The sequence below is a fragment of the Ruegeria sp. YTSC325 genome (genome assembly GCF_059609525.1).
On the sequence record NZ_JBXWLY010000019.1, the window covers coordinates 14,245 to 30,502 of the forward strand.

17 protein-coding genes, 1 tRNA gene and 1 pseudogene are annotated in these 16,258 nt (G+C 55.0%); 5 read left to right on the plus strand and 14 right to left on the minus strand.

What is annotated here, in order from left to right:
• Positions 1-236 precede the first annotated feature (236 nt).
• On the plus strand, positions 237-830 hold the full coding sequence (locus tag AC2FF7_RS20045; RefSeq protein ID WP_170798130.1) for a hypothetical protein: 594 nt from the start codon (positions 237-239) through the stop codon (positions 828-830).
• Between the two features lie 22 nt (positions 831-852).
• Here AC2FF7_RS20045 and AC2FF7_RS20050 read toward each other — a convergent pair whose 3' ends face one another.
• A complete protein-coding gene (locus AC2FF7_RS20050) occupies positions 853-1,767 on the minus strand; it encodes a hypothetical protein (RefSeq protein ID WP_496906226.1) in 915 nt (304 codons plus the stop codon).
• 247 nt (positions 1,768-2,014) lie between these two features.
• On the opposite strand from AC2FF7_RS20050, the pseudogene AC2FF7_RS20055 reads away from it, so the two are divergent.
• Positions 2,015-2,161: pseudogene (locus AC2FF7_RS20055) on the plus strand (IS481 family transposase); the annotation flags it as partial.
• A gap of 327 nt (positions 2,162-2,488) precedes the next feature.
• Here AC2FF7_RS20055 and AC2FF7_RS20060 read toward each other — a convergent pair.
• The 7 genes from AC2FF7_RS20060 to AC2FF7_RS20090 form a co-directional block, all read right to left on the minus strand.
• Positions 2,489-3,061 (minus strand): hypothetical protein, encoded by a 573-nt coding sequence (locus tag AC2FF7_RS20060; RefSeq protein ID WP_170336663.1) that lies wholly within the window; start codon positions 3,059-3,061, stop codon positions 2,489-2,491.
• Positions 3,062-3,439: 378 nt separating this feature from the next.
• Positions 3,440-4,561, minus strand: coding sequence for an alanine/ornithine racemase family PLP-dependent enzyme (locus tag AC2FF7_RS20065; RefSeq protein ID WP_170486376.1), 1,122 nt, complete (start codon positions 4,559-4,561; stop codon positions 3,440-3,442).
• Positions 4,558-5,757 carry an N-acetyltransferase DgcN family protein gene (locus AC2FF7_RS20070; RefSeq protein ID WP_496906227.1) on the minus strand — a complete coding sequence of 400 codons (1,200 nt, stop codon included), beginning with the start codon at positions 5,755-5,757 and terminating at the stop codon, positions 4,558-4,560. Before AC2FF7_RS20070 ends, AC2FF7_RS20065 begins: the two co-directional genes overlap by 4 nt.
• Positions 5,758-5,849: 92 nt before the next feature.
• Entirely contained in the window at positions 5,850-6,704 is an 855-nt protein-coding gene (locus AC2FF7_RS20075) for a hypothetical protein (RefSeq protein WP_496906228.1), read from the minus strand.
• Positions 6,694-7,047 (minus strand): hypothetical protein, encoded by a 354-nt coding sequence (locus AC2FF7_RS20080; RefSeq protein WP_170329075.1) that lies wholly within the window; start codon positions 7,045-7,047, stop codon positions 6,694-6,696. Before AC2FF7_RS20080 ends, AC2FF7_RS20075 begins: the two co-directional genes overlap by 11 nt.
• 3 nt (positions 7,048-7,050) lie before the next feature.
• Positions 7,051-7,359 carry a hypothetical protein gene (locus tag AC2FF7_RS20085; protein ID WP_170329073.1) on the minus strand — a complete coding sequence of 103 codons (309 nt, stop codon included), beginning with the start codon at positions 7,357-7,359 and terminating at the stop codon, positions 7,051-7,053.
• Between the two features lie 447 nt (positions 7,360-7,806).
• On the minus strand, positions 7,807-8,559 hold the full coding sequence (locus tag AC2FF7_RS20090) for a Crp/Fnr family transcriptional regulator (RefSeq protein ID WP_171240065.1): 753 nt from the start codon (positions 8,557-8,559) through the stop codon (positions 7,807-7,809).
• 135 nt (positions 8,560-8,694) lie between these two features.
• Between AC2FF7_RS20090 and AC2FF7_RS20095 the strand changes: the two genes are divergently transcribed.
• The 3 genes from AC2FF7_RS20095 (at position 8,695) to AC2FF7_RS20105 (ending at position 10,010) form a co-directional block, all read left to right on the plus strand.
• Entirely contained in the window at positions 8,695-8,928 is a 234-nt protein-coding gene (locus AC2FF7_RS20095; RefSeq protein ID WP_496906229.1) for a hypothetical protein, read from the plus strand.
• A gap of 718 nt (positions 8,929-9,646) precedes the next feature.
• Positions 9,647-9,880: a hypothetical protein gene (locus AC2FF7_RS20100; RefSeq protein WP_170329068.1), complete on the plus strand. Its 234-nt coding sequence runs from the start codon at positions 9,647-9,649 to the stop codon at positions 9,878-9,880.
• A 4-nt stretch (positions 9,881-9,884) separates the two neighbouring features.
• Positions 9,885-10,010, plus strand: coding sequence for a DUF1660 family phage protein (locus AC2FF7_RS20105; protein ID WP_170336644.1), 126 nt, complete (start codon positions 9,885-9,887; stop codon positions 10,008-10,010).
• 128 nt (positions 10,011-10,138) lie between these two features.
• On the opposite strand, the gene AC2FF7_RS20110 is transcribed toward AC2FF7_RS20105, so the two are convergent.
• The 6 genes from AC2FF7_RS20110 to AC2FF7_RS20135 form a co-directional block, all read right to left on the minus strand.
• Positions 10,139-10,348, minus strand: coding sequence for a cold-shock protein (locus AC2FF7_RS20110; RefSeq protein ID WP_170329064.1), 210 nt, complete (start codon positions 10,346-10,348; stop codon positions 10,139-10,141).
• Positions 10,349-10,407: 59 nt separating this feature from the next.
• Positions 10,408-11,760: a DEAD/DEAH box helicase gene (locus AC2FF7_RS20115; RefSeq protein WP_496906230.1), complete on the minus strand. Its 1,353-nt coding sequence runs from the start codon at positions 11,758-11,760 to the stop codon at positions 10,408-10,410.
• A 691-nt stretch (positions 11,761-12,451) separates the two neighbouring features.
• A tRNA-Arg gene (locus tag AC2FF7_RS20120) sits at positions 12,452-12,528 on the minus strand.
• Positions 12,529-12,592: 64 nt separating this feature from the next.
• A complete protein-coding gene (locus AC2FF7_RS20125) occupies positions 12,593-13,975 on the minus strand; it encodes a sensor histidine kinase (RefSeq protein WP_480870057.1) in 1,383 nt (460 codons plus the stop codon).
• Positions 13,976-13,993: 18 nt separating this feature from the next.
• Positions 13,994-15,412: a dihydrolipoyl dehydrogenase family protein gene (locus tag AC2FF7_RS20130; RefSeq protein ID WP_480870059.1), complete on the minus strand. Its 1,419-nt coding sequence runs from the start codon at positions 15,410-15,412 to the stop codon at positions 13,994-13,996.
• Between the two features lie 4 nt (positions 15,413-15,416).
• Positions 15,417-16,148, minus strand: a complete 732-nt coding sequence (locus AC2FF7_RS20135) for a TVP38/TMEM64 family protein (RefSeq protein ID WP_170356702.1) — start codon at positions 16,146-16,148, stop codon at positions 15,417-15,419.
• Positions 16,149-16,258 lie beyond the last annotated feature (110 nt).

Genomic DNA, 16,258 nt, shown 5'->3' on the forward strand with positions numbered 1-16,258 from the left:
CGTGGAAATGAGTTCGATTTATTGCCTTTGAACGGGGCGCATTGCGAGGGTTAAGAGACGCAACGGTTACTCAATCTGACTGCATGCAACGCGAACAGTCAGAGCGATATTCACAGCGATAAGCATGCGGGGGCCGCTGTCCCGCACTGGGTGGAAAACACATCTTGCGCAACTAGCGCAGCATACAGGCAACGCCCGGTCTGTGATGAAGACGATTTGAATAGAAAGGACAGAGCATGTCCAACACAGCGGCACCCCGCACTTACGAAACTGCCGTCGAAATGGCGATTGATACAGCGACCTCGCACGACCTCTTTCCGGGGCAAAACCGGCACGACGATGAAGCATACTTTTTGAAGCACCCGGACCGCACCGCCCGGTTGCGGATCATCAAGGAAAGCGTACACACAACCGCTTTCAGCGCGGCGATTGCATTCCGTCGCTCTGCTCCGCGTGATCCGAAAGGCTGGCTGCTGGAATATGTACTGGTGCCTAAAGACCAACTCGTGTTGGCGATTGGCGGCGCTGCAATTTCGCCTCTGCCGCCAACGGAACTCGAAGAAGAACGCATTGCCCTAGACACATTCGGATCGTTGGCCCGTCCCCACTTCGATATGCAGCCGAAGGTCTGGCGCCAATGGCAGTCGGTGCATCAAGGGCCGAAGCCCCGGTACTCATTGATTGAGGACGCCGTAAACCTACCCATTTACGTCCCGGGCGTTCCTGAGACCTTTGCGACAGGCGACCCGCTAAGCCTGTGCAGCTATTGGATTGCCTGCAACGGCCAAGCGCGGTTCGACGCGGCGCTTAAACAAATGGGCGTCAAGTGAAGCTGACCCGCACAAACAACGATCAGCGGCGCACAGAGCGCCGCTGACACACCGCGTTAGGTTCTACCACTGCCAGCCAGCGTTTGCACGCCTCTGCGTCCGTAGGGCGGGCCAGATAGTCCCGCAGAGTCCGTAGCACCGCCAGTTGCTTCGCCTCATCCGTGACTCCCGCCATTACCGGTTCCAGTAGCACAGCGTTCTCCCGGTAGACCTGCGCCAGAACTGATAGTTCGTCCTCACCGGCAGGCTGCGTCCGGGGACGGCCACGGCGTCCGTTGCCTTTGCCGCGCTGGGCTTTAGGGGCCTTGGGTTTGTCTGGCATGGCGCGCTTTGAATATGGGTTATCCTGCCCATAGATCACTTTCCACGTCCGGGGCGTCGCACTCGGCTTTGAGTCACGTCCGCAGCCATCAGCCGGACGTGGCCCGGCCTTAGCGACGCGCCGAGGCAAATCCTCCAACAGCGCCTTTTGCCAAGCTGCGTCGTTCTGCCGGTCAATCTGTGTTCGCCGGTACCGCCACCGAAGCCAATCCGTGACCGCTGGGGGCAAGGCCTCTACAATCAAGTCGCCCAGCACGTCACGAAACGCGCACTCGTGTTCGCCCAGGTCAATTGTGCTGCCCGGCAACCACGGGTTTTTCTTCCACTGACCCCCCAGCCGGTTCGCCGCGCGGCGCGCTTCGGCCCGGTTCCACTCTGCGGAGGACACTCTGCCGGTTTCAAACCGGCGTTTCTGGCGCTCACGATAGGCACGCGCGGCATGGGGTCCACAGTGGCTAAGACACCGGCCCTGCTTGCTTTCCTTGATTGCGGGGTTGGGGCAAGCGGCCCCTGTTTTCAGTCGCGCGCCGCAAGTCCGCGCTCCGGGGCTACCCATTCGGTAGGGCTCGCCTCGTTCGTGAAACAGGCTTTCGTGTTCTTGCGATGCAAATTTCATGGCTGATGACGATTACTGCTACGCCGCTCATGGGATGTGTTATTTTATAACAAAACTGACGCCATGACACTAAAATACTTGTAATATTTGGCGGTGCAGTTGATCCAAACGAACTCTTGAAGATGGAAGCTAAATCGTTGTCCGCTTTGTGCTGTATTGCGGTCGCTAGCAAAACTTAGGCGAACTTCTGCATCGAGCCCAACTCGGACATAGCATAATTGTTTTGCGTGCGCTCGCGGCGCAGATTTCGCTGCAAGCCGATCTGGAAGAATGGCTGCACCACTACAACCAAGAGCACACTCATCAGGGCAAAATGTGTTGCAGAAGAATACCCTTCCAGACCATGATCGAGAGCAAAGAGATCAGGAAGGAAAAGATCCGGAACCAAACTTAATCTGGCATACACCACAGGAAAAACGGCCAACTGTCAGATCACATCGGAACCACTACATGTCAGTACATCAGCGACGCCGAGCAAACCCAGGGCTTTCCGATACGCCATTTCGCCACGCGTTCAACCCCTTGCAGCGTCGACAAATCCGCTCTCCGAACCCTTCGCTCCAGAATGGAGTTCTGCAACGAAGACACGGGCGTTCTTGCGGCACGTCATTGTGGGCGCGAGCCATGATCGTATCTGCTTCGTCGTCGGAGTCTTCCATCAGTTCTTAGCCTCGATTTCTGTTTTGGTTTATACAGCGACTGGAAAAGAAAGTTCCGAGCCCTAAGCCTTGAGATTGAAGGAGCTGCCCATTTCAGTCTGTCCAATGGGACGGCCTGTAATCCGAGGGGTTTTAATAGGACGAACCGGCATTCCTTCGTTCTCAGCAGCTTGGACAGCGAAAGTATACCGAGAACCGTTTCCGCATCCTCGCGGTAGGGCTCGTTGATCTGATGATATGTCGTCTGCCTCAGAGATGAGCGACTCCGAGTAGAGGTGCCGAAGTTGAGTCTCTGAAACGCCATCCGCTTCCATAATCAATTGCACCATGGGATCGGCCAAAAGTTGGTCGAGCAAGAACTGCGACAACTGCTTTGAAGACAATTTATCCTTTGCGCGGGCTCTCTCCAAATCAGTAAGAGAAACGGTCAAGGTACGCGCCAGACCGGGGTAAGATTTCCGTGGATGCAGACAGATTAACACCGAGGCCTTCCAGGCTTCTGGGTCCGAATAATCTGGTGGTGCGGAAAGCTCAGTTTCTATGTCGTACTCGCCTGCCGGGAGTAATTCGTCGAAGCCAGGGAAAGTAAACGGCCTGGAAAAGACTGCGATTGTCTTGCTGATTATCTGGTTCATTTGGGTAATTCTCCTTTGCTGATACCGCTCGCTCGGAGATGCAGACAAGAACAAGCCACCCACTCCCGGCAGGGTATTATCAGTTTTGAGGTTTAGGCTTTGGTTTTTCGGGGACGACGTCAGGCGCTTCAGACGTAACTTCTTTTTTCGGCGCGTCCGCATCGTTTTCCTTCAGTGCGGCAGCCGCTCTGGTCGTCAGGTCTTTGAAAGACATCATTTTGATCCTTTGATTGTCCGCAACACCCACGAGCCCAGACAGGGTGTGAAAAGTGAATGCGGCTACGTCCAATATAGGGATTGGGTGCCTCATTTACTACGTAAAGCCGTAGAATAAGACGGATGGCTGAAGCAGAACCGAGGCGGCGGCACCTTGGCGCGCTATTTTCGATTCGAGTATGGGCGATCAGTGTTCGCTGCGTTGCAGTCAACCAAAGCGCTATCACCATGGAAGACTTTTGCTACATCGGGTGCAGCCATGCCGCGCGAGAGCGCGCTATACTTCATTCTCAGCTTCACCTCGCCACCAGGGCGAAGCAGCCAATTGGTGTTTTCTACAACGATATGATCACTGGTGGCTCCGACGAACGTGACGCCAGCAGGGAATATTAGACCCGCCGCATCAGTGTCCTGGAGTCCGATCGCAAGGATCGACCGAGTATTCGAAGGACTGTCTAAAGTCACACACTGCATTGAAGGTATAGGATAATTCATTTGCAAGGGATTTGGATTTGATTTGGTCTTCGTTTCGATCACTTCCGCCCAAAGCGTAAAAACATCTGTGTAAAGCCCGTCGATCGCGTATCCCGAAACGGGATCGGTACCCAGCAGGATGGCCTCACCCAGACGCAGGTTGTTGATCTTTCCGGTCGCCCCCTTGCCAAGCGCCCATGGCAAACTGGCAGAGCCGCCGCCTGACACTGTTTCCAGAGCGGGTCCACTTGCAAGTTCGGTGTCGGCGGCAAGCGACGAAAGCAATTCCATTGCCCCTGCAGAGGGTGCCACATGACCCAGACAGGCAAAATTTGCGCCAATCCCCTTCAGAGAAATCCCTTCCATTCTAAGAATTTGAGACACAGTGCTTTCAAGGTGTTCAGGCAAGATGCCATCCCGCATATCCCCCATTTCCACCATCAGGATAATATTGTGAGTAATGTTCTTCCCCAGCGCCTCGATGGCCAGGCTGGCGATAATGTCCATCTCAGTGTTGAAGCTGACATCGCAGTTATCAAGGACTTGCGCGACCTGGCTCAGCATGGGCGTTCGGATCAAGGATATGGAGCACGAGATTCCAGCATCGCGCATACGCATGATATTGCTGATCCGCGCGTCCGCCAGCCCTGTCACGCCACCTTCAAGCATAGCATTCGCAATCTCAGGATGACCGCAAACGGCTTTTGTCACACCTGTCACCGATATTCCGCGGGGTCTAAGGTGGTCGACCAGGAACCGTGTGTTGTACCGAATTTTGTCCAGATCAACGTCGATACGCAGCTTGCTCATTCAATCGTCGTAACACGTACGGGTTGCAGGCGCGGAAAGGCAGATAGAACCATATTCACCAAGTTTTTTGGAGGACGGTTCAATGCGTCAGTGACCGGGAGATACAATTTGCAGTTGTAGTCTGTGATGGCCTTTGAAATCTCAACATCATTCATTCCTTCATGGTTGATCGTCATGCCAATTACCTCTGTGTTCGCAAATGCCTCGATCAGGGTGATTTCATCGCAAGGGGCGGGCATAGTCATGTTGGGGAAATCACATCGACGTTTTCGTTTAGGCGCGTGTTGAAGAATAACTGCATGTGGCTGACTGCCTCGCAGAATGAAGGCTGATGTGCAAAAAGCCGGATGGCTTAGCGCGCCCTGGCCCTCGATCACTATTACATCCGGGTGCTCACCCTCGGATGCCGCAACGACAGCGCGCTCAAGTTCGCCACAACAAAATTGCGGCGGCACCGAATCCATCGCGACACCATACTTGGCGCCCTGCATCAAGCCAGTTTGGCCGGTGCTGACCAAAACTGTTTTGATCCCATGCGCGTTAAGTGCGCCGGTCAGGATTGTCGCGGTTGTACGCTTTCCAATTGCACAATCGGTGCCGAACACCGCGATGCGGATCGCCTGGACGTCTCCAATACTGCCATCTAACAGGCGCAGGTCGGGATTTGGCCGCGGCTTGCGAATGTCGCGTATCGTGACATCGTGAATTTTGGCAAATCCGGCGAGCTCCTTGTCATCGCTAAGAAATTCATGCAGCCCACTGACGATGTTCATTCCGAGCGTTATCGCATCCAAAACAACTTCGCGATCCTCAAGGGACATTCTGCCGCTGGCCGGCGCCATTCCGTAAATAAAAGTGTCGGGGATCGTAGCTTTATTAGCGACGGCGGCATCAAGATCATCGAAGATGGGAACCTGATTTGCGATATTATCAAGCACTTTGCCACTGTCACAACCGCCATACGTGCTGTCGATCACCGAAAGAACGCGATAGGCCTGTGAATGTCGAACGAGACCATTAGCCGTCTTGCCATCGATCTTTGCGAAGTTTCCTTCGCAATACACAATTGCAGTCGGTGTATCTGTCACGAGTGTCTTGCGGTGAAGCTCTGGAAAAACTGCTTGTTCAGGCGCCAGCTTTTGCGCATCGCTGGCAATGAACTGCTTGGCATCCGACGCAATGGGTACGGGTTTCATATTTGTTCCTTTTTAGAGTGTGAAACGCGCGTCCTTGGTAAGGACGGGCAAAAATTGTGAAGTTTGGGAAAGTGGGCTTTCTGTCTGAATTCTCACTGGTTCAGAACACACAGCCCTTCTGATCGATGATAGTTTTTGTGGCATTGCCACCCATTGCCGGATCGGTCGATATGGGCATTTGCCGGTAGCTCGATTGCATTGCAGCGATCACCGGACGCCTCGTAGCCACGTTCGCATTTCCATCCAACTCCATGGATCGCGTCATCGTAGAAAGCATTTTCAGGCACAAAGACGGCATCGCACCGTCCGTCGCGCTCAAAATACCCACGCTCGCACGTCCAGGGACGCCCGCTGGTTGATGCGTTCAGAAAAGCGTTTTCCGGCACCGCTACTGCCACGCATGCTTCTCCGTCTTTTTCGTAGCCACGGTTGCAACGCCATGCAGATCCATAAGTGCTATTCGTCAGGTAAGCATTATCCGGCACCACGATTTTCTGGCAGCTATCGTCTACTCTTGTGTATCCACGCAGGCACCGCCACCTCTCACCTGATGGATCGAGATATCCACCCTCAGGCACAATCACTTCAGTGCATGAGGTGCCGCCAACTTCAACAAAGCCATGCATACATGCCCACCCTGAGCCATAGGTTCTGTTTGTGGGGTAGGCATTTCCCGGCACGACAATGGCCACGCATTCTTCGCCTTTCAACCGATAGGACAAATCGCATTTCCAACCGTCGCCATACTTTTTGGGATGCGCGTTATCCGGGATCGAATTTGTTTCGGCCGATGCGGGACTTGATGAGATAAAGGAGCCCGCCAAACTGCTGAAGACGACAACAAACAACGCAGCCATTAAGTGAGCGCAAAACCGGTACTGATTTTTTCGATTTGCCCTGATGCAAACGGCGTTGTCCGAATGTTGAGTGATTAAGTTACGATCCATCCAGGTTCAGCCCCTCGATACAGGCCTGCGCCAGGTCTTTGTTAGGAGTTTGGGATCCCGGCACCGTTGCCCAGCCAGCCGCCATGACGGCATCCTTCTGCTTGAAAGAAGAAGCCTCTTTGATCGTCGTTATTTTTTCGGCGCGTTGGGCGTCAGTTCTCGCCATGTCGACGCAGACCGGAACCAACGCAGCGATTACATTGTCGCGGGACATGGCGTTGGCCATCTTGTCCGCGCTACCGCCGGTCATCCATCCACCCCATGAAAATCCAACGACGCCTACGAAAACCCCGCCGATCAGAGCACCGTAGATTCCGGGTTTAAGCCATTCGGGCGTGTTCATAATCTATTCCTCCTGCGGGGAAAGCGCCGCATCGCTGTCATTGTTAGATGTGGCCAAGGTCTGGTCGTGCTTAAGCGCCAGTTCAAAATCTTCTGGGTCAATTGGGCGCATTTCCGTGCGGCCTGGCTTGCTGCCTTTGCCCCGAACTGTCAGGTAGGTTCCGGTTCTGCGATAGGCTTCGAAACTCAGGCCCTGCAGTAGCTCTTCTTCGACAACTACTTCATACTCGCCTGCAGGAAGTACATCCGGGTAGCCGGACAAAGAGAACGGATTTGAAAACGTCACCAAAGAACTGGACGATCTTGTGCTCACCTTTGTCCTCCATTTAGTTTGTTGGATCTTCCCCGCGCAGTCTGCCGCGGTACACGCTCGTAAGCGCCGCGGTAGTACTGGCGTTGTAATTTAGAATAATGTGCAAATGTCAGGCGCGCGCTGATCGATGTTAGTCGGCGGCCAATGACCTGAGATTTTATTGGAATCTCAAATGCATTTGGTGCCCGAGAATCAGGCACACTGCCAAAAATTGACTAACCTGCGTCAGTGCAACGATGTTTGGATTCCGGCAACGTGATGTGTGTTGGCGGGATATTTGCTGGCGTGTTCTTAACGAGTAATTGAGAAGCGCAGGAAATCCAGTACCGCAATCGGACTGTATTTATCTTGCGCTTCTTTTTCAGTGAAATCCCAAATCTGCCGAAGCGAATTCCGTCTCTAACAGGCAACGATCATCAAAATCCCGGCATCGCTGTAGGGGTGAACTTATTGCTTCAACAGTGGCCCGGCCTGATCCAGATAAGTGGGGTCAAAACCGGCCAACGTCACCAGTCCTTCATAATCATCAAATACCACTTGCCCGGATTGAAAAGTAACCAGCCCCTTCTCCCGCAGTTGCCGTAGGACACGATTAACATGTACGGCACTCAGTCCCAGTGCATCGGCAAGGTGGTATTGTGTCAGTGGGCAGGCGTATCCCGTCTTGCTTGCCATCCCGACCTGAGACAGCCTCACACCAAGTTCCAATAGAAAATGCGCCATGCGCTCACCCGCATCTCGCCGTCCTATGTTGACCAGGTGCTCAACCACCATCGCTTCATCTCGAGAGACCGCCCAAAGAATTGCTGTCGCCAGCCGGGGCGTTTGCGCAAATGCGTCCAGGAGATCATCCACTACTACTTCAATGGCTTGGATTTCCATGATTGGTTCTATGCTGTGATCCGAGGTGTGCAGCAGAACGCTTCGCAAGCCCAGAAAGTCACCCGGTATTTGGAAATCGACGATCTGACGCGACCCGTCAGTCTGGGTTTTGTAGGAACAAACCCAGCCCGAGGCCAGAATGTAGGCAGCCTGCTCTGATTGCCCTTGATGCACAAGGTCACGTCCGGCTTCAAAGGTTCTGCGACGCTTGTGCAGGCGTGCCAATGCCGCAAGTTCAACCTCAGTAAGAGCGACGAAGTTTGAAAGCTTTCGGGTGAGTGGACTGTTTTTGATAGTGCGCAAGTGTTCTTCCTTCATCGATGAGCAGCCCGCGAAACTATCCGACGCCAAGACTGCTTTCGATCAGTTAAGTATACAGCAATCTATGCCAGTATGATGCAATTCATTGTGGCGCTTCCTTGCTTGGACGCCTGTTAAAAAAGGACGTCTACCATGGCTGACCGGCAAGACCTCTCTGGAATGGCCGCACTCTCAATTTGTGAAGCGCTTTTGCTTGCAATCAAAGATCGTGAGCTCCTGCCCGAACATGAAATTGTGGGAGTTCTGCGTGACGCAGCTGCTGCCCACGAAACAGCGGTCGGCAATAACGATGAAAAGGATATGCACCAGGCCGTCGCCTTTCTCATTAACCGGATCATTGCTTCCGGCTATCGGGTTCGGCAGTAGCGTAAAGTCCCGTATCGGAAAAACAAGATTATGCTCGTCAAAAAAGCTTAACAGCAAGAAGACACAAAATTGGCGTCTCGTTTCTAATCAGTTCAAACACGAAGCAAAAACCAATGTTTCAATACTTGCCATATCCCGCGTCTTGCTCGTCCGACCGAGCCGCGGCGAAGGTACGGTTCCCGTTAACGCAAATACAACGGCTGCGAATGACCTGATTGGTGACACTTGCCGCGACGCAACAATAAGTATGCCGCGACCGCGAGCAAGTGCTGCTTTAGCGAAGGCTCCAGATCGAAAGACGGCAAAGCCAGCTTACCGTGAGTTCACCAAAGCCCAGATTTCGCTTGCGCAGCGAACGGCAGGAACGCAGGCAGCAGCAGCATCCGAGGGGTGCACTGGATGTCTCCTTTGGGCCGTCCGTGATGTATCCTCTCGCCATGCGACAGCTGATACTGCGTTGCCTCTGATGTCGGCAGGGAGCCCTTTTTGACCAATGCCGCGCGGTGTTCTAACCGGAGCAATCGGTGCATTTCGGCCATTGAACTTTGTTTGCTCGGAATGGATGTTGGAGTTCGTGTGAATTCCGCAGATGCAAGCCGACCTAACAAATTCTCTGCACCGTTCTACGCATCTCCGTATAGTGTAGTTGTTGTGAAGTCGCAGGGGTTCGTATCGGCGGATAGCCACCCCGAAAGCGCAGTCAAGGAGAGGCGTTGCCATGAGATCGCGTAGTGACATTACCGCTCTGAAAACCCTGGTTATATCAGGCGGACACACGTTGTCGCTGGTCAGTGGCGATGTCGAAGACCGAGTTACATTTCAGCTCGAACGCTTAGTTTCGGAAGGACTGGCTACGCGAGATTCACCAAAATCCGGACAAGGTACAACATACCGCATCACCGCGTTGGGTAAAAAAGTATTGCAGGAATTTGAAGATGATCAAAAAGGGTGACGGTATGAAGCGGATTTTTTGCAGGATATTTGGGCACAAGTGGCGCGTTCGCTGGGCATCGACCTACCCCTTTCATCATTGTCTTCGCTGCGGGGTGGGTGGAGATATCCACTGCAATGAAGTTCACTAAAGGGGGGTAGGAAACACAGATCCAATCGCGCCATTGCTTCGAAAAGCAGCGAAAGACAGTGTTTGCGATTTCAGGATCTACCACTCAGCGGCCAATATGGCCGCTGAGTGGAGTTGCTTAAAAGCAATTTACTGCAATTGCAGATTTTCGGCGGACGTCTTGCCGCGCATCCGGTCTTCTTTCAGATCGAAGCCGACCTTTGCGCCTTCTTTCAGGCTGTCGAGGCCGGAGCGCTGAACCGCGCTGATGTGCACGAATGCGTCGCCGCTACCGTTATCCAATTCGATGAAGCCGTAGCCTTTAGTTTCGTTGAACCATTTTACTGTTCCGGTCGTCATGAGATTATCCTTTCAATGACATGTGCGCCCGCCGGGATTGGCCGGGGCTGTTTGCTGCGTTAGGCAGCAGGTTGGGTGAACTCACCAATATTGGAGAGCATTCGCATAAGACCGTCCTGCGCTTGGGCGGGGTCGATCTTGTGTTTTTGGTGCCCGTTCCGCTGACGCGTTGCGTGACCAACCGTTCGCGGTTTTGGCGACGGCGCAATTTTGGCAGCACAGGGCATTTGCGGTTGTGCAACCCGACTGCGTTTCGCAGGCTCGGCTTGCGTTTCATCGCCATTTGGCAGCCTGTTGCCGATCAGCTTTTCGATATCCCGCAGGAGGGGCATCTCTTCGCGATCACACAGTGAAATTGCGGTGCCGGTTCTGCCTGCGCGAGCGGTCCTGCCGATGCGATGCACGTAGGATTCCGGCACATTCGGAAGCTCATAATTCACCACATGAGACACATCGTCGAAGTCGATGCCCCGTGCCGCAATATCGGTTGCCACAAGGACGGTGGTCGCCCCTGTCCGGAACCCCGCCATGGCGCGTTCGCGCTGAGGCTGGCTTTTGTTCCCGTGAATGGATGCTGAGTTGATCCCGGCGGCAAACAAATACTTGCAGACGTTGTCAGCCCCGCGTTTGGTGCGCGTGAAAACAACGGCGCGATGCACGTCCTTGTCCGACAGAATGTCTGCCAATACACGGCGTTTGTCCTGCTTGGCCACATGCCGGACGCTCTGCGCGATCCGTTCAATCGGCTTTGAAACAGTCGCCACCTGAACCTCTGCCGGATCGTTCAGGAAGTCATCAGCGAGTTTTCTGATCTGCCCCGGCATTGTTGCCGAAAGCAGTGCCGTCAGGCGAGCCTCGGGCAGTTTTGCCATGATCTTGCGAATGCTGGGCAGAAAGCCCAGATCCAGCATCTGATCAGCCTCATCCACCACAATGGCTTTGGTTGCGGACAGGTTGATAACGCCTGTGCCAAGGTGGTCGAGCAGGCGTCCGGGTGTTGCCACCACAATGTCCACACCGCCGCTGAGAGCCTTGATCTGCCCGCCGGGGCGTACGCCACCGACAACAAGTGTCGCCGTGATCTGGCTGAACTTGCTGTAAGCGCGGATGTTGTCCACGATCTGCGCCGCAAGCTCGCGCGTCGGCGTCAGGATCAATGTCGTGCACTGTTTCGGAGCGGGTTTTGATCTCTCACGCTCAATCCGATGCAACAGTGGCAATACAAATGAGGCGGTTTTTCCTGTGCCGGTCTGGGCAATGCCGATCACGTCGCGCTCAGATTGCAGCAGCGGAATGACCTTGGCCTGAATGGGCGTAGGGGTCGAATATCCTTGAGCCTTGATGGCCTTCAGGATGGGCTCGGCAAGGCCGAGGGTGTCAAATGTCGTCAAAAGCGTTTGGTCTCGTGCCATAAACGCGGTTCACCGCTATCGGCACTTGGTCTCTCTAATCTACTGGGAAGCTCGTATGAAATAGCCGCCGTCGTTTCGTTGCTCTCAAGGAGCTATTCAAGACAACGATCTGGGAATCACGGGCGAGAATACTTTGCCGCTGATTTGGTCATCCACACGCGGCGTTGCGACTCACCTACAGGGCAAAGGTTAAGAAAGCAACAACTCATTTAAGAGCAGACATTTGCCAAGGTTACGTTTGTCCGCAAGGCCGGAATAGCAAAGTCTTGGATTGAATGTCCGGTTTGCTGATTGCCGCCATGTCCTCGGCGAACGGAGTGGCGGATTTGTCCCGCATTGCGGATAATCATCGGAATGGATCGGGTGTCTGCGTGGACTTCAAAGCGGTCTTTCGTGCTAAGTGCGCCAAATGGCCAAGCAGCTGATGTACTCTCGGCGTAACGAGTTTGTAGCCGCGCGGGAGTGGCCATATCTCACCTGACCTATCAGTCAAAAAGTCCAGATACCCCGCGCTTGGTATGCGTGGGGTATAAACAAAACCGTGCGGCGTCCGGGTGAGGCCGGGGGGTGGGGTGCGACATTCGGACTCACTCGGCATCGCAGGGGTAAACCGGCAAGCGTTTCGAATTTAGTGGCAGATCAGGGGCAGGAAAACGTTGATCGGAATTTCGTCAATGTTTTCAGTACCAAATGGCGGACCGAGGAGGATTCGAACCCCCGACCCCTTGATTCGTAGTCAAGTACTCTATCCAGCTGAGCTATCGGTCCGCGTTGGTGAGGCGGTGTTTAGACCCGGCGTTAGATACGTGCAAGCCGATTCTGCAAAAAAAAATCAAAAAGTCACGTCGCCCCGTGGGAGACGGATTTCAAAGGTCGTTCCCATCGGTCCGGTTTCGGATAACAGCAGATCTCCACCGTGTCCGCGCACCAGCTCCTGCGAAATCGCCAGACCAAGCCCCGATCCTCCTTTGCGCACGCCCCCCTGAAATGGTGTAAACAGGTTTTCACGGGCCTTGGGCGGAAGACCGGGACCGGTATCTTTGACCTCGACGCACCAGCTGCTCTCATACTCACAGCCCGAAATCGTGATTTTCCCGGGCTTGCCCGACGCCACAAGTGCCTGACGGGCATTTCGGACTAGGTTCATGATAACTCGGAAAATCTGTTCTGGGTCTGCTCGCGCAACCAAATCTTCAGGCAAATCGTTTCGGATCTCAACGCAAGCGTCCGCCACAGCCAACTGTTCGCTGGCTACGACGTCATCGGCGATAGTATGCAGGGGGACCATCGTCAAAGTCGGCGCAGGTTCCTCAGCCCGGCCAAACGCGAGCGTCCCTTCACAGAGAGAGACAGCACGGGTAATCGAATTCACCAGTTTAGGAGCCATACGGCGCACAAGTGGGTCATCACTGGATTCGATCCTGTCCGTGAACAGCTGAGCCGACGTCAGGATATTCCGCAGGTCGTGGCTGACTTTGGCCACCGCACCACCAAGTTGAGCAAGGCGCTCGCGTTGCTTCAGGGCCTGTGTCAGTTCGGTCTGCAACTGTTGCAGCGCCTCTTCCGCCTCGCGCAGCTCGGTTACCTTGGAGTTGGGGGAAATGATCCCCCGCGCGTCTTCGGGCGCACCCGCGTAGCGCTGCATGTATCCGACGACGCCCTTAATCGGACGAACCAGAACCACCCGCACGGCAAGGAACAAGAAAAACGCAGTAATGATTGAGATTACAAAGGACAGGCCAAGTATCCGCAGGCCGTAATCCGTCATCGCCATGTGTAACGGCTTGCTGTCAGTGGTCACCTCGATCAACAAACCCGCCCCTTTGACAGGTTCTCCGATCACTCGGATGATCTCGTTTTCCGGCGTGAACAGGCGCGCCACGGCGTCGCGGATCAAAACCCAGGGGGTCGCGTCACGCAGATCAAATGTCTTGATGATCTGTTGGGGGATTGGCGAGGACAGCATCAGTTGCCGCACCTCATCGCGCCGCAGTACGACGTTATAGACGCCCGCATTGGCCAGCAGTTCGGCCTCAAGATCATCGGCTAGCATGTCATCTGCCAGCAGCGCCAGCGACGCAATTTGGGCGCGTTCAAGCCGGTTGAGCAGAAAGTCCTCGCGAAACCGTGCAATCGAGGGGACAAAGATCAGGATCTCGGCCAACATGACGAAGACCGTGGTCAGGATCAGAAATCGGCCCGACAGCGAGTTCACTTTGCACTCTCCTCCCGGTCAGGGCATCCAGCGCTGGACGAACCTGACCACTCGTTTAACTGTCTGATTCTCAAACAGCCTTGGCGAGAAATAGGCACCTGCCACGCGTTTGTTAAGCTCTCCGATCGTCGGATAGGGCGAAACCATCGCGGCTATCTGTCCCATCTTGAGGTTATTAACCAATGCCAAAGACCACAAGTTGATCAATTCACCCGCCTGATGGCCCACGATTGTCGCACCCACGGGGCGCCCTTTTACAACCATGACCTTAATGAAGCCTTTCGTCTTGCGCTCAGATATGGCGCGGTCGTTGTGGTGATAATCAAAGCGCGCGATTTCCACCTTGTCGCCGTGCTGCGCGCGTGCCTGCGCCTCGGTCAGACCAACCTGCGCCAGTTCGGGGTCGGTATAGGTGGCCCATGGTATATGCGCGGTTTTCGCCTTGGAGGGCAGACCAAACAGCGCAGACCGGATGATGATGCCCGCGTGATAGCCCGCGACATGAGTGAATTGCAGTCCGCCCGCCACATCGCCGATGGCATAGACTTTCTTATTTGTGGTGCGCAGCGCGTCCTCCACCTTGATACCGGTGCGCGTAGGTTCGATCCCCGCCGCCTCAAGGTTCAGCCGGTCAGTATTGGCTTTGCGCCCCGCGGCCAACAACAGGTGCGAGCCCGAGTAGATCTGGCCGGTCTCGGTCACAACCTCGACCTTGCCGTCCGCGCCGCGAATCTGTGCGACCATGGCTTGCTCGTGAATCTCGACACCTTCGACGCGCAACGAGTCCAGCACGATCTCTGCCGCCTCGCGGTCGTCCTTGCCCAGCGCCTGCATCCCCTCGATCACGGTGACTTTGCAGCCCAGACGGATATGGGCCTGCGCCATCTCCATCCCGATCGGGCCGCCGCCGATGATCAGCAGATGCTCGGGTTTGTCGCGCAGATCGAAGATCGTCTCGTTGGTATAATAGGGCACCTGATCCAAACCGGGGATCGGCGGCACCAACGGCGACGAGCCGGTCGCAATCACCACCCGGCGCGCGGTGATCAGATGATCGCCGGCCTGCACCTGCGTGGGCGACACGAAGTGACCATATTCGCGGATCACTTTGACGCCGAAACCTTCGAACCGTTCCTGACTGTCCATCGGCTCAATCTGCGCGATCACATCATGCACGTGATCCTTGGCGGCGGCATAGTCCACCTGCGGCACCACATCGGCCACGCCCAGCGCGGATGAATGCGCCTGCCCATAAGCCGCCTTACCGCTGGCGATCAGCGCCTTCGAAGGCACGCAACCAAAGTTCAGGCAGTCTCCACCCATCTTGTGACCCTCCAGCAGGATCACATCCGCGCCCATCTGGCTGGCCCCGGCCGCAACCGACAGGCCACCCGACCCGGCGCCGATCACCAGGATATCCGTCTTCAATTCTTGCATAAGATCAGGCGTCCTTTTTGCCGCGCACAGCTTTGATAACGATGGGCAATGCCGCCAGTACACACAAGCCAATGATAGGCCCAATCACGAACGGCTCCCACAACAAGGACACATCCGGTGTTTCGCCCCGATCGAACACACCACCCAGGCCAACGCCGATCCAAGTATAGACGATGCCGCCCGGAATAATGCCCAGCGCGGTGGTAAACAGGAAGTTACGGAACTTCACCCCCACCAGTGCCGGCACCAGATTTGCAACAAAGAAAGGCACCACCGGTACAAGGCGCAACAGGAACAGGACCGAGATTTCGTTCTCGCGAAGCCCGTCCTTCAGCTTTTTGACCGTTCCTTCCGAGGATTCCAGTTTCGCTGTCAGAGACTCTCCTAACCCCCAGCGCGCCGCCAGAAAGATCGCCGATGCGCCGATGGTGGCCGCGAAAACGTTGAACACGGTACCCGCAAACAGGCCAAACAGGAACCCGCCTGTCATCGAAGCCACGGCGGCACCGGGCAATGAGAATGCTACGATCACGATATAGATCGCCACGAATGCACCTGCCATGGCCCAATAATTCGCATCCCGCCACGCCAGCAGGGATTCGCGATTGTCGCGCAGGGTCTCAAAGGTCAGGTAGTCGCCCAAAGTGAAGAACCCCGCCACGGCTACGGCAAGAATCACCAACAATGGAATATGGCGCGCAAGCCCGCTACGGGGGGCCTGAGTTGTATCGCTCATGTCTGTGTCCGGTTTTGTGCGTTTCATCTACGCTCAACATGCGACGTCGCGCAGCGCTGCAACAGGGGCCTCACGCCGCCTTGATGTTTTAGGTAGGGAATGTGAGGGTT